At 48.7% G+C, this 13,951-nt stretch carries 11 protein-coding genes; 3 read left to right on the top strand and 8 right to left on the bottom strand.

Features of this window, described 5'->3' with window-relative positions:
- Nucleotides 1-42: 42 nt before the first annotated feature.
- Nucleotides 43-741 carry a hypothetical protein gene (locus PKOR_RS01185; RefSeq protein ID WP_046308712.1) on the bottom strand — a complete coding sequence of 233 codons (699 nt, stop codon included), beginning with the start codon at nucleotides 739-741 and terminating at the stop codon, nucleotides 43-45.
- Between the two features lie 400 nt (nucleotides 742-1,141).
- Here PKOR_RS01185 and PKOR_RS01180 point away from each other — a divergent pair, with 400 nt between their 5' ends.
- The 3 genes from PKOR_RS01180 (at nucleotide 1,142) to PKOR_RS01175 (ending at nucleotide 5,612) form a co-directional block, all read left to right on the top strand.
- A complete protein-coding gene (locus PKOR_RS01180; protein WP_052738656.1) occupies nucleotides 1,142-3,685 on the top strand; it encodes a PIG-L family deacetylase in 2,544 nt (847 codons plus the stop codon).
- A gap of 68 nt (nucleotides 3,686-3,753) precedes the next feature.
- A complete protein-coding gene (locus PKOR_RS25170; RefSeq protein ID WP_200897408.1) occupies nucleotides 3,754-3,900 on the top strand; it encodes a hypothetical protein in 147 nt (48 codons plus the stop codon).
- Nucleotides 3,897-5,612 (top strand): sodium:solute symporter family protein, encoded by a 1,716-nt coding sequence (locus PKOR_RS01175; protein WP_046308710.1) that lies wholly within the window; start codon nucleotides 3,897-3,899, stop codon nucleotides 5,610-5,612. The genes PKOR_RS25170 and PKOR_RS01175 overlap by 4 nt, the downstream gene beginning before the upstream one ends.
- Nucleotides 5,613-5,940: 328 nt before the next feature.
- On the opposite strand, the gene PKOR_RS01170 is transcribed toward PKOR_RS01175, so the two are convergent.
- From PKOR_RS01170 to PKOR_RS01140, 7 genes are all read right to left on the bottom strand, one after another.
- Nucleotides 5,941-6,864 carry a class I SAM-dependent methyltransferase gene (locus tag PKOR_RS01170; RefSeq protein WP_235337105.1) on the bottom strand — a complete coding sequence of 308 codons (924 nt, stop codon included), beginning with the start codon at nucleotides 6,862-6,864 and terminating at the stop codon, nucleotides 5,941-5,943.
- Between the two features lie 74 nt (nucleotides 6,865-6,938).
- Nucleotides 6,939-7,808 carry a DUF2911 domain-containing protein gene (locus PKOR_RS01165; RefSeq protein ID WP_046308709.1) on the bottom strand — a complete coding sequence of 290 codons (870 nt, stop codon included), beginning with the start codon at nucleotides 7,806-7,808 and terminating at the stop codon, nucleotides 6,939-6,941.
- Between the two features lie 105 nt (nucleotides 7,809-7,913).
- Nucleotides 7,914-8,441, bottom strand: a complete 528-nt coding sequence (locus PKOR_RS01160; protein WP_235337103.1) for a hypothetical protein — start codon at nucleotides 8,439-8,441, stop codon at nucleotides 7,914-7,916.
- Nucleotides 8,442-8,565: 124 nt separating this feature from the next.
- On the bottom strand, nucleotides 8,566-10,386 hold the full coding sequence (locus tag PKOR_RS01155; RefSeq protein WP_046308708.1) for an ABC transporter ATP-binding protein: 1,821 nt from the start codon (nucleotides 10,384-10,386) through the stop codon (nucleotides 8,566-8,568).
- A 158-nt stretch (nucleotides 10,387-10,544) separates the two neighbouring features.
- Nucleotides 10,545-10,862, bottom strand: coding sequence for a hypothetical protein (locus tag PKOR_RS01150; RefSeq protein WP_046308707.1), 318 nt, complete (start codon nucleotides 10,860-10,862; stop codon nucleotides 10,545-10,547).
- A gap of 300 nt (nucleotides 10,863-11,162) precedes the next feature.
- The gene (locus PKOR_RS01145) at nucleotides 11,163-12,641 is read right to left on the bottom strand and encodes a sodium:solute symporter (protein ID WP_046308706.1); all 1,479 of its coding nucleotides are present in this window, start codon (nucleotides 12,639-12,641) and stop codon (nucleotides 11,163-11,165) included.
- Nucleotides 12,642-12,717: 76 nt separating this feature from the next.
- Nucleotides 12,718-13,734: an MBL fold metallo-hydrolase gene (locus PKOR_RS01140; RefSeq protein ID WP_052738655.1), complete on the bottom strand. Its 1,017-nt coding sequence runs from the start codon at nucleotides 13,732-13,734 to the stop codon at nucleotides 12,718-12,720.
- Nucleotides 13,735-13,951 lie beyond the last annotated feature (217 nt).

Raw genomic sequence — 13,951 nt, 5'->3', positions numbered from 1 at the left:
AATTATTGAATAAGTAGAAAGGTATGCCAGGATATGTTTTGCTTATGCTACGCGCAGTACAGAGTCGCCCAAGAGAGCCTTACGTATGCGTTCATCAGACTGGTAATGCGACAGAAAATCGCCGCGCCGACAGGCTGATGTCTGTGCTTCTTTCAGCAGAACTATTTTAGCACGCTGCCCGACAGTAATTAGCCCAATACCACGGCGTTCGCACAATGCTAACAGGTGCTTTGCCAGGTAATTATGGCGAAAAACAAGGCTGCTTACCGAGAGACCCAACCATTGCTCATCGGCAGGTGTTTTCTTTAGCTCGTCCAGCAGGCGGGTAATCTTTTGTGTATGATATCTCTTCTCAAGCACCGAGTGCAGCGCAAAAGTAAGCACAGCCAGCGCTACAGCGGCTGTTAAGGCGTAGGTTATACTCTTTAAGATGAGCCAACCCGCTACAGAGACGGCCGCAAGTACCAACAGTGCCGAAACAAAGCGAAGCCTGCTTAAACCGTTCTTTTTAAATCTTGTAAGTGCTTTGGTGATCTGAGGGGAGTGGGCTGTGTGTAAAGCAGCAACAAAAAGCGTGTCGTCATGTTTTTTTAGCGAGAATAGCCCCTGTGTTATATGCCCCTGTTTTGTTCGCTCTTCTTTATCTACCAATACTTTTTTTGTGCCAAAACGGGTGATGTAATGGCTGCATAAGTAGTCGAATGCAAAGTCGTTGATGTTACTTTCTCTTTGGTTGGGCATATTTGTCTATCGCATAGAGGGGGTAGAAGTATGCAACACGCTATATCGTAAGCGCAGTGTTTTACGTTACTGTTATGCTAAAGTTATCTGTACTAGTAAGCGGTAAGAGAAAAAGTAGTAGCTGTTAAGCTTAAACGAACATAGTATAAATCTAACTCTTATCCTATACTTTTTTAAGAATTTTGGTGGAAAACTCTTAAAGAGCCCCTTATCAACAAAATTAGCGCTTCCAGCTTAAAAATGAAGTATAAATGCTTGAAACTGTTGTTTAACCTTAGGTTTGGTGTCTATGTCAGAAAGGAGGTAAAAGGCATGTTATCCATCCGCAGAAATGCTTAGTTTTACAGGGCGCATACATTGTCAACACATATCGCGGGCGCACTGCCTGTTTTCTGATACTATGAAGATCCGTACACGTCTCCTTCACTCGATGTTATTAGCACTGGGCCTGATGCATTGCGCAGGGGCTTTGCTGGCACAAATGCCGCAGAAAGCCTCGGCAGCTAAGGTGCTGCAAGACCTGCAAAAGCTAAATGTGCTGGGCTCTGCGCTCTATGTTGCGGCGCACCCTGATGATGAGAATACCCGCCTGATCGCCTATCTGGCAAACGAAAAACTTTACAATACCGGTTATCTGGCTATAACGCGTGGCGATGGCGGTCAAAACCTGATAGGCCCTGAGATTCGGGAAGGCTTAGGCATTATTCGGACACAGGAGTTACTGCAGGCGCGCCGTAGGGATGGTGGACAGCAGTTTTTTACCCGCGCCAACGACTTTGGCTACTCTAAGACCCCAGCGGAAACCTTTACGATCTGGGACCGTGAGCAGGTGCTGGCAGATATGGTTTGGACAATCCGTAAGTTTAGGCCTGATGTAATGATCACTCGTTTTCCTCCTGATGAGCGGGCGGGTCATGGGCACCACAGTGCCTCAGCTATACTTGCTGCGGAGGCTTTTAAGGCTGCCGCAGACCCGAAGCGTTTTCCGGAGCAGTTAAAGCATGTGGAAGTATGGCAGCCAAAGCGCCTGCTCTGGAACACTGGCGTTTGGTCGTTCACAAGCCAGGAGGAGTTTGAAAAGTATGGAAAAGAGCTGCTAAAAATAGATGTTGGTGGGTATAACCCCTTGTTAGGGAAGTCTTATGGAGAAGTAGCCGCAGAAAGCCGCAGTATGCACAAAAGCCAGGGATTTGGCGCAAGTGGCTCCCGTGGCACAAGTATAGAATACCTGCAGCATACATCAGGCGACAAGGCGCAGCAGGAACTCTTTGAAGGTGTTAATACAAGCTGGAGCCGTGTAAAGGGCAGCGAAAAAGTACAGCAGCTGATTCAACAGGCTATCAATAACTTCAAGCCAACAGTACCGGCAGCTATAGTGCCAACGCTTATTGCAGCCAGAAAGGAACTGGAAAAGTTGCCTGATAGCTATTGGAAGCGGGTAAAGCTGGAGGAAATACAGGATGTGCTACAAGAGAGTATGGGGCTCTACCTGGAGGTTACAGCCAGCGATTATGCTGTTGCTCCGGGCCAGCCTGTAACGCTGCAAGTAGAGGCTATCAACCGTTCCTCGACACCTGTTACTCTAAAGCGTATACAGTACAGTTTTGCCTCCTCGGATACTACCCTTGATTATAACCTGAAGAATAACGACCCGCTGAAGTATAGCAGCAGCAAAACTGTACCACAAGGCTTGCCATACTCACAGCCTTACTGGCTACGCGAACAAGGTACGCTGGGCATGTTCGCGGTTAAAGCGTTACAGGAAGTTGGGCTGCCGGAAAATGCGCCTGCCGCACAGGCTACTTTTAGCTTACAGGTAGCTGGCGAGCTGCTGCAGGTGCAAGTGCCAGTAGTTTATAAAAGAACTGACCCAGTAGAGGGAGAGGTGTATCGGCCATTTATAGTAACGCCACCAGTGTTTGTCAACTTGCGCCAACAGGTACTGATGTTTGCAAATGGCGAGCCGAAGCAGGTGCAGGTACTGGTGAAAGCGGGTAAAGACAATATCAAAGGTGAGCTGAAACTGGCCATGCCAAAAGGCTGGCGTTCTGAGCCAGCGGCAGCGCCTTTTGAATTAGCATCTAAAGGTGCTGAGCAAAGCATACGTTTCATGGTTTATCCGCCAAAGAAACAGCAGGAGGCACAGTTGCAGGCTATCGCCACTGTGGGCGGTAAAACTTATTCCCAGGGATTAAGTGAGATCAACTACAGCCATATTCCTGCACAAGTAACATTTCCGGAGGCGACGGCAAAAATCGTTAAGCTGGACTTGCAGAAGCAGGGAGAGAAAGTGGCGTACCTGATGGGAGCAGGTGACGATATTCCTGCTAGCCTGGAGCAAATCGGCTACAACGTCACCTTGCTGAAAGATGAGAACATGCGCCTAAGCTACTTGCAGCAGTTTGATGCAGTTATACTTGGGGTGCGTGCCTACAACACTGTAGACCGGATGCGCTTCTACCAGCCGGTGTTGCTCGACTACGTGAAGCAGGGAGGCAACCTGATTGTGCAGTACAACACGAACCACAGCCTGGTGGTGCCAAACGTTGCACCCTATCCACTGCAACTCAGCCGTGATCGTGTCGCCGTAGAGGACGCCGAAGTACGCCTGCTAGCCCCAAACCATCCAGTGCTTAATACGCCCAACAAAATCACGAAGAGAGATTTTGAAGGATGGGTGCAGGAGCGAGGCTTGTACTTCCCTAACAAGTGGAGCGAAGAATTTACGCCTATACTTTCGTCTAATGACCCTGGTGAGCCAGCCCGCGATGGCGGATTGCTGGTAGCCAAGTATGGTGAGGGCTACTACATCTATACAGGCTACTCCTGGTTCAGGGAGTTACCGGCAGGCGTACCAGGTGCTTACCGTTTGTTTGCCAACCTCATTTCATTGGGAAAAGCAGAAGGTGCCGCAAGTGGCAAAGCACAAAGTGCAGTGAAGTAGCTTTCTGACAAAAGGTAGTATAGATTATCCTTCTTTTGTCGAAGAGCCTTTTACCGGAACGTACAACTATGAAAGACAATCACCCTGTAGATACAGAAACACTAATTGAGAAACCGCCTTTTTTTAGCAGCTGGGCTGGTATGTACTGGCTGGTGCTGGGTAACCTGGCTTTTCTGATTATTCTGTTCTACATCATCACAAAAATTTACGCATGAGGCCACTCGACTGGGTTGTGCTAATAGGCACACTAGGGTTTATCGTGACCTACGGTGTCTGGAAGACGCGCGGCAGCAAAGACATACAAGGCTACCTAAAGGGCGACAACAGCATGAAGTGGTGGTCCATTGGCTTATCTGTGATGGCGACGCAGGCCAGTGCGATTACATTCCTGTCTACGCCAGGGCAGGCGTATGAAGACGGAATGCGCTTCGTGCAGTTTTACTTCGGGTTGCCTATTGCCATGGTGATCATCTCCATTACAGTTATCCCAATTTTTTACCGCCTTAATGTATTTACTGCCTATGAGTTCCTGGAGAACCGCTTCGACCTGAAGACCCGTTCACTGGCAGCTTTTCTTTTTCTGGTGCAGCGCGGATTGGCAGCGGGTATAACCATTTATGCACCCGCCATTATACTTTCCACTATACTTGGCTGGAGCCTTACAGCAACCAACCTTATCATCGGTATACTGGTGATCATTTATACTGTCTCAGGTGGCACCAAAGCCGTTAGTGTGACGCAGAAGCAGCAGATGGCGGTTATGATGGGTGGGATGATCATTGCAGGAATCATGGTGGTAAACTTCTTGCCAGAGAACGTGGGCTTTGGCGATGCCGTGGCCGTAGCCGGTAAAATGGGCAGGATGAATGTCGTGGATTTTAACTGGGATTGGGAAAAAAGCTGGGATGACCGCTACAACTTCTGGTCTGGCATCACAGGCGGGCTGTTTCTGGCGCTGTCATACTTTGGTACGGATCAGAGCCAGGTAGCGCGCTATTTAGGCGGAAAGTCGATAGGGGAGAGCCGCCTGGGGCTGTTATTTAATGGCCTTCTGAAGATACCAATGCAGTTCCTGATCCTGTTTATCGGGGTGATGGTGTTCGTGTTTTACCAGTTTAACCAGCCACCCGTATTCTTCAATGAGGCAGCCAAAAGCAAAGTATACGCTACTGCCCACGCCGATGAGTTGCGCGGGCTGGAGGCACAGTACAGCCAGGTGTTTGAGCAGAAGCAGGAGGCTGTACAGGAGCTGGTAGTGGCGCTTAAAGCTGAGGACGAAGCAGCCATTGCTGCCGCTCAGGCCGAGGTGGCAAGCTATACTTCTGCCGGAAACGAGGTGAGGGAGCAGGTAAAAAGTGTGATCAAGAAAGCTGTACCAAAGGCAGAGACCAGAGATACAGACTACGTTTTCATCTCCTTCGTGATGAAGTACCTACCGACAGGGTTAGTGGGATTGCTGCTGGCAGTGATTTTCTCTGCTGCTATGTCCTCAACGGCATCAGAGCTTAATGCACTGGCCTCAACGACTGTGGTAGATATTTACAAACGCTCCGTAAAGCAAGATGGCAGCCCGATACACTACCTCAGAGCCTCCAAGCTTTTGACAGCAGGCTGGGGCTTTATAGCCATACTTTTTGCCACCTATGCCTCCCTGCTCGATAACCTGATTCAGGCAGTCAACATCATAGGGTCTATCTTCTACGGCACAATCCTCGGTATTTTTCTCGTGGCTTTTTACTTTAAGCGGATCAAAGGCAATGCTGTATTCTTCGCAGCCATACTTGCTGAAGCTGTGGTGCTTTACTGCCACTACTTCACTGATATTGCTTTTCTGTGGTTCAATGTAATAGGCTGTGTTGCAGTGATTCTGTTTGGTTTTATACTGGAAGGCTTGATAGGAAAGAGAAAGAAAGAGCTGCTTGCGTAGTGGGTTTGCTCTTGTTTTGACAAGCTCTGCCCCTTATCCTTAAAGCAGATGTGTTACTGTTAAAGCATAGGCGCTGTGTTCATGCCACCCCCTAACCCTTCTGTAGAGAGGAATTCTCATAACTATGAACATCCTCCTATGCCTCCCTTCAGAGCCGAAGTTAGCAAAGGCGGTGGCCATCGAGCCTGATTCCAGTCCTTGGTTTGAGCGAAGCGGTAGGTGAAACGAGCAGGAAGTAAAGCCGGGGATGAATAGCAGCAAAGGAAAAATAGCCTGTATCAATCTGCAGAAAGCTGTAACCATGGAACCAGCTCTTTTAATAAATTGACTACCTTGGTTTCTGCGCTGCAACAATATAGACCAAGCTTCCCCCCGCCGATACATACTCTTCTTTCTGTAGCTTTTCTTTGAGCATGATCTTGTTGTAGAGCAGCTTTTGCCAGTAGGCATCAAACTTATCTTTATCTCCACCGCCCGCCATAAAGTAGTTCAGGTTGTCCTGGTAATCATAGCCCATGGCCTCGCTCTCGATCCACTGTAGCATTTGCTCCACGCGCAGCATCTTTTCCTGCGTATCGTAGGGAGGAATGATGGAAAGCGCCTTATCAGAAATCCATACTTTCACATCCTGCAGGCCAGCTTTTAGAAAGAGGTCCGGTACTACATCGCCAAGAGAATTGAAGCCCTCACCCAGCTGTTTCTTGCCCTTCTCGATACGAAGTTTGATTTCTAATACTTCCAGCATGGCCTCCACATTATAGTCAGTCTCCCCATAGCGGTCGAACATGAGGTTAGGCACCAGGTTGTTTGGCTCCAGTGCCAGTACCCAGCCACCGGGCTTTGTTACGCGGATCATTTCCTCTATCACGCGCTGCGGGTTTTTTACGTGGATCAGCAGGGTTTGGCAGAGTGTTACATCAGCAATGTTATCGGGAAGAGGTACCTCAGTGGCGTTGCCTACTCTGAATTCGTACCCGATGGTATTGTGCCCAAACTCGCTCTGCGCCCGCTGCTGTGCCTCGGCAATGTAGCCAGGCTCATAATCTACACCATACACTTTGCTACCTGATGGCATGTACTTTGAGAATCTAAAGCCCATCATGCCTTTGCCGCAGCCAATGTCCACCAGTGTTTGGGTATAGCGCAGGTACAGACGCTCGGCCAAGAGCTCCAGGTAATCTTCGTTCCACCAGTATTCTCGGGCCGGACCCAAGTGTTCTTCAGAATGCTTCTTCTCTTCCAACAGGTTCAAACTTTATAGTGACACAAAAAAGCCTCCGGAAGTATGTTCCCGGAGGCTTTTATACGTTAAAAACAAAGTTAACTTTATTTCAACTTTTTCCACTCAGCAATAGCCTTTTCATTCAGGCGTACATAGTCTGGGTTGTTAGCAGCCTTAGCCAGTTCCATAGACTTCTCAGCTGTTTTGATAGCAGCTTTGTAGTTCTTCATTTGCGCTTCGATTTTGGCCTGTGTGTGCATGTTCCAGAATTTAGGATCGGTTGCGTTGGCTTTCTTCATCCACTCGTGCGCCTGCTTCAGGTCACGGTTGTTTTCCAGGTAGTAGTTGGCTGCTGCTGCGTACATGCCTGGGTTTACGTTAGTGCCGTTAATCACCTGCTGCTGTATCTGGCTCATTACCTTGCTGTCTACATCTGTAGTGATGGTGAAAGGTACAATAGCATTGTCCCACAGGATCTCCAGGTCGGCAGCATCTGGTTTCAGGTTAGCAAAGTTGATGGTGAAAGACTCTACCTCGCGCGGGTTTTGCTGTGGCTTTACAGTAAAGCGAACCTGATCTTCAGCCGGGTTGTAGTCCTTGCCGCCATCACCCCAGTGCTTTGTGTTTTTGTGGATGATAACAGTCCACTCGTCTTTGCCTGGTATAGTATAAAGGGCATACTCGCCCGCAGGTACCTTGTTTCCTTGGATGGTTACATCGTCAGAGAATTTGATCTTGGTGGAAGCGTTAGCTCCTGTGCGCCATACTTTATCGTAAGGCACCAGATCTCCAAAAATCTCGCGGCCTTTCATAGACGGGCGTGAATATTCTACCGTCACAGTGCCCAAGCCGACAGCCTGCTCAATTTTTTGTGAGGGGCTTGAGGCTGGCATTTTGATGCCTTGTGCCTGTACAGCACCTGCTCCAAGCATTAGTGCTGCTGATAATGCAAATCCGATCAGTGTTTTCTTCATGGTTCTTTTTACTTAAGTTGTAGCATCGTGATGCTGACGTAATATTACAAATTATCCCCAAAGAAAGGAATGCTGGGGGAGTAAGAAAGTGCCTAAAGCCGCAGTCTAAAAGCTTCGCCCCACACTCAAGCCAAACCTTGGTACCACAGCATGTCCCGGTGTTTTACTCTTGCTTTCAGGGGAGATGAAAGGAGTTACCGCCAGCCTTACCAGTAAGCCCCCGCGCGGCGCCTGGTACCGGAACCCCACTCTGGTAAAATACATGTTCTGTAGTAAGTCAGGATGGTCTGTAAAGCGGCGGGTATAGCCCAGGCCAAACTCTACGTGGTTTTCAGTAGCACCTACCATACCGACAGCTTCCACGGGTACGATAGGATACACCCCTGGCTCCCCTTCCTGAAAAAACAGGTTGGTGCCTATACCTGCCCGAACAGCCGCTTTAAAGATGTAGCGCTGGTATACTATGCGGTCATAGTTGATGGAATAGGTATCAGAGTTGCCTCCTATCTCCAAATAATAGGCATGAAGAGCTGTGAAAGTGCCAGAATACCGTTGTGCCTGCACCTGCAGGGCCATGAACAGTAAAGAAAAAAGCAGGGTGTAGGGTAGAAAGAGTTTATGCTTTAGGCGCATGTTTCACCTGTTACGTAAAATATAGCCTAATGTATATGTATAAAGTATAAAATCCTACCACAGGCAAGGCTGCAGCAGGATTCTGTACGTTTATTTTGGGAGTGGCTCAAGCCACTCTGTTCTTTTAGCTTAATTCAAACTGCAGACGAAGCAGGTTGGCATACATGCCCTCCGGGTTAACAGAAAGCTCTTCATGGGATCCTTGCTCTACAATCTCACCATTCTCGATTACCAGGATCTTGTCCACCTTGCGGATAGTAGCTAAGCGGTGTGCAATTACAATGGTGGTACGGCCTTTCATCAGCTCATCCATTGCCTGCTGTACCAGGTGTTCGGATTCAGAGTCGAGGGCGCTGGTAGCTTCATCAAGTATAAGTATGGCAGGGTCTTTAAGTATGGCTCGGGCAATGGCTACACGCTGGCGCTGGCCACCTGAAAGCTTGATACCGCGTTCACCTACCAATGTATCCATACCTTCCGGGAAGCTCATGATAAAGTCGTAGGCATTGGCTTTTCGGGCTGCTTCAATTATTTCGGCTTCTGTTGCTCCTGGTCGGCCATAGGCAATGTTTTCGCGGATAGTGCCACCAAATAACAGAACCTCCTGCGGTACCACACCAACGTTGGCACGGAGCATGGTCATGCTCATGTCACGAATGTCGCGGCCATCAACCAGTATACTGCCTCCAGAAACATCGTAATAGCGCATCAGCAGTTGTATGATAGTAGACTTACCAGAGCCACTCGGGCCTACTAAGGCTACTTTCTCTCCGGCATTAACGCTAAAGTTAATATTGCTAAGTACCTGAATATCGGGACGGGTAGGGTAGGAGAAAGCCACATGGCGGTAGCTGATATTACCGTTTACACGAGGAACTTCGCTCAGTGCCCTATCACTCTTATCGGTAGGTTCTTCCTGCTCCTGCAGGATTTCCAGTATACGTTCTGTAGCTCCCAAAGCAGACTGCACCTTGCCGTATATCTCCCCTAAACCGCCTACAGAGGCACCTATAAAGACTGTGTAGAGCACAAAAGAAATCAGGCTGCCACCATCGATATCGCCATTGGCTACCAGTGTGGCACCATACCAAATCACCAGAATAATTCCACCGAAAAGGCCAACAATAATGAAAGTAATAAAAGCACCACGGTAGTAAGCAGCAGAAAGAGCTGTTTTTACGGCCTTGCCAAGCGTATTACGGTACCGCGCCACCTCAAACATTTCGTTTGTGAAGGCCTTTACCGTGTTGATAGCCTGCAGCGTTTCTTCTACAATAACATTGGTATTGGCTAATTCATCCTGTGTTTTCTTAGACAGCATCTTTATTTTGCGGCCAAACACCAACGCCAGCGCCACCAGCACCGGAAAAGTTGCCAGCATAAACAGGGAAAGCTTGATGGAGGTCCACATGATAATGCCTACACCCACAATAAGTGTCGTAGTCTGGCGGAAGAGCTCGGCCAGCGTGATGGACATCGCATCCTGTACTTGTGCGACATCGGTCGTAATGCGGCTGGTTACTTCGCCCACACGGCGCTTCTCGTAGAAAGAGATGGGAAGCTGCACAAATTTGCTGTAGAGGTCGCGGCGTATGTCAGCCACGGCATTCTCACTTACCTGGGCAAAGAAGTATACCCTGAAAAAGGAGAAAATACCCTGCAACAGAATGATACCAAACAGCCCCATGGCAATCACATTGATATCCTGAAGTAAGCCGCTTGGATTACCGGTAGAAGAGTTGAATAGCTCGCCTACCAGGTACGGAAAGGCCATGAACGTTAGGCTGGACAGTACCAGGAACGCCAGACCAACGATAAATTTAAACTTGTAGGGAAGTACGTAGCTAAAAATTTTGAGGCCACGGCGAAAGCTTTCCTTCGTTATCTTTTTCCTGCCTTCTTTGTCTTTCTCTTCGCCGCTAAACCCGAATCCGCGTTTTGCCATTAATAATACGCTGCTTAAAATGTTTGGGAGCCAAGCCAGTATTGCAAAACCAGCCCAGCCCTTGGGATACAATGGTATAACAGCTACAAGTGCCTTATGATGCCACAGTCCCGCAAAATATTGCAAAGGTAAGTAATATGTGGGAGATTATAGATGGTTTATTGGAGGTTCGTCAGGATGTATGTGTTTAGCGCATGAACATCTGTTTTAAAGCTTTTTAGGAAGTGGTCTGTGTCTGAGGCTATGCTTCCATAGCTACAGCCTTTTACTGCTTGAGGGAAGCTATCTTTTCGTTGCTGCTGTTCCTCCATAGCCTTACCACCTGCTTGTTTCACCTCATGCTTTGGTACCCTCAAGGCCGGGAGGCCTCGTCTTTGGGCATCGCGCTGCTTTCGCTTCCTTTGCTCCTGCGTCGCAATGCCTTTCAGGCACCGGAACCTCTCGAGGCGCTCTTTGTCGAGGGCCCCTACCCCCACCTAAGGACTGGGACCTGTTCGACAGCCCCAGCTATACTTAATTGTCCAGTGAGACGAGAGTTGAAATTTGCGACCGTTGGTCACAGGGGGATGTTTATCGTTCCCCTAAAATTCCCCTACTCGGAGGGGTTAGGGGGTGGGTTCACCTAGTTGAGACAGCGAATTCCTTGTCCTGTTTTTAGGAGAAGGAGCCTGTAGGAATGAAGTATAATCTGTTATACAAACAGCCTCTTGACAGGCACTTAAAAAGCAAAAGGCCTCCTCTGGTTAAAGAGGAGGCCTTTTGCTTGACTTCTGGATTTAAGCTGTCTGTTTCTCCTGAACCAGCTCCAGTTCGTCTATTCTGCCGGAGGACACAGCCATCAGGCCAACAAAAGTCAGGAAGCCGTTTAGGATCAGTACTTCAAAGCCAAACTCATAGCCCCAGAACCAGTCTACTGAGTTGTAGCTCAGGATGAAGGTAAGCAGTGGTGCAATGATACAAACAGCTGGCACAAACTTATCGCGAACAGCACGTTTGGTGTAAAGACCAAAGGTATACATACCCAGCAGTGGACCATAGGTATAACCGGCGACCTTAAAGACCGCTGTCACCACACTATCGTTGTTGAGAATATCAAACACAATAATAACCAGCACCATTACCAGCGAGAAGCCAGCATGCACGATGTAGCGCATACGAACACGCTCCTGCTCCGGACGGCTCTTAAAGTCCAGGAAGTCCACGCAGAAGGAGGTGGTGAGAGCTGTAAGTGCTGAGTCGGCAGAGGCGTAGGTGATGGCAATGATACCAAGTATAAACACGATGCCGGCAAAGTATGTGAAGTGGTTTAGAGCCAGGAATGGGAACACATCGTCGCCGCGCTCTGGCAGTGCAATGCCTTTGGCGTTGGCATAGATGTATAGCAGGGCACCTAGCGCCAGGAACAGTATGTTAACAAACACAAGTATGATGCTGAACCAGAACATGTTTTTCTGTGCTTCCCCAATGTTTTTGCAGCTGAGGTTCTTCTGCATCATGTCCTGGTCAAGACCAGTCATCACAATGGCGATAAAGGCGCCGGAGAAGAACTGCTTTAGAAAGTACCGGCTGTCTTTCACGTCCCAGTAGAACACCTGCGAATAATCACTTGCCTGTATGGTATCTATCATCCCCTGGAAGCCCAGGTTCAGTTCGTCAGAGATAAGCCAGATACTAGTACCCACTGCCACTAGCATGGCTGTTGTCTGAAAAGTATCTGTCCAGATGATGGTTTTCATACCACCACGGAAGGTATAAACCCAGATCAGCGCAATGGTGATGATAACAGATACAGAAAAGGGTACGCCTAGTTCATCAAAAACAGCTAACTGCAGCACGCCTGCCACCAGGAAAAGGCGAATAGCAGCACCCAGTGTGCGTGAAAGCAGGAAAAAAGCTGCCCCCGTTTTGTACGACCACCACCCGAAGCGCTGCTCCAGGTAAGTATAAATCGATACAAGGTTCATGCGGTAGTACATTGGCATGAGTACTGTGGCAATCACAAAGTAGCCAAGCAAGTACCCTAGCACCAGCTGCAGGTAAGAAAACTCCGCTGCGGCCACCATACCCGGTATCGACACAAAGGTTACCCCCGAAAGAGAGGTGCCAATCATACCAAAAGCTACTACATACCATGGCGAAGCGCGGTTGGCAAGAAAGAAGGTTTCAGAGTCGGTGTTTCGGCTGGTGATGTAGGATATGCCAATAAGAATACAAAAATAGGCTACAATTAAGCCTATGATAAGGGTTGAGGACATAATATAAGTAGTAGTTCGTAAACGCTATTTAAGCTCAATAGTACAAATATAGCAAAACTACTGTCTACCACCAGCCTTAGATCATATCGTGCAAAAGCACCGGCTCCCCTATAGCCGGAATGCGCAGGCCCTGTAGCACGCCAGAGGCAGCCAGTTGCTCCAAGAGGCGCACCGGCTCACTTGCTGGCTCGTCAGACAGGTCGTAGGTACCGTAGTGCATGGGTATAAAAAGGCCGCCCCGCAGTTGATTATACGCTTTCACGGCCTCGTTGGGGTTCAGGTGGCTGCGGCGCATCAGAAAAGATGGCTTATAGGCTCCAACTGGCATCAGGCATACATCCATTGGCCCCAGCAGTTCCTCAATCTCCTCAAAATGCCCGTCTAGGCCTGTGTCTCCGGCAAAGTAAACGGTCAGGTCTGGCGTTTTGAGAAGAAAGCTGCCCCAAAGTACCTTGTTCATATCCAGCAGCCCGCGCCTGTGCCAATGCGAGGCAGGCAGAAAGTATACTTCCACGCTTCCTGGCACCAGGTCAAACTTCTGGTACCAACCTGCTTCCTGGTAAGGCAGGTTGGGGTTAACACTTCGCAGGATATCCCCTGCACGCAGCGGGGCAAGTGCCTTTACCTGTGGGTTGTTCTCAAAAATCGTTTGGATGGATTTTTTATCGAGATGGTCGCGGTGAGCGTGAGAGAGCAGAAGAAAGTCGATGTTCTTTAGCTCCTCAGGTGCACACGGTAAGCCTACTTTTCGCTTCACCAGTGGTATATCGTACAGCACGGGGTCTGTAAGAAATGTAATGCCGTTTAACCGGATAAAGAAAGAAGCATGTCCCAGCCATACCAGCATATCCCGCTGATCGTGTATAAAATCGGAGCCCTCCTGCACCAGTGGGGTGTAGTCATCGTGCTTTTTTTGCTCACGCTGCGGATTACGGCTTAGTTGCCAGCGCAGCACCTTTCTAAAGTCGGGGTTATATAGCTCCTCACCGTTGGCAAAGCGCCCGTTGATGGTTTTGTTGCCCCTGTAGCCAGGTTTTATGGTTTCGAGGCGGTCGTTCTTAATATGGCGGGTATGGTTGTTATGCTGCTGCAAAGTTTGTTTCAGTTGTAGTTCACATTCACTCACAAAAGGTAGAGGCAAAGAACTGTATTTTTAAGGATGTTTGGCCATCACTTACAAAGCTTTTGCCCCAAATCATACTTGTATACTTCAGAAACGGTAGTTTTGGTTAAGATGATACCTGGTTGCTGCGGCAGGAGCTTAGGGCAGGAACATAAAAAACGCTTCCCTAACATTTAAGTAGAGAAGC

Origin of the sequence: Pontibacter korlensis (genome assembly GCF_000973725.1) — a bacterium.
Lineage (GTDB): Bacteria > Bacteroidota > Bacteroidia > Cytophagales > Hymenobacteraceae > Pontibacter > Pontibacter korlensis.
Note: the sequence above shows the minus strand (reverse complement) of the source record. Positions and strands in the feature narration are given on the sequence as shown.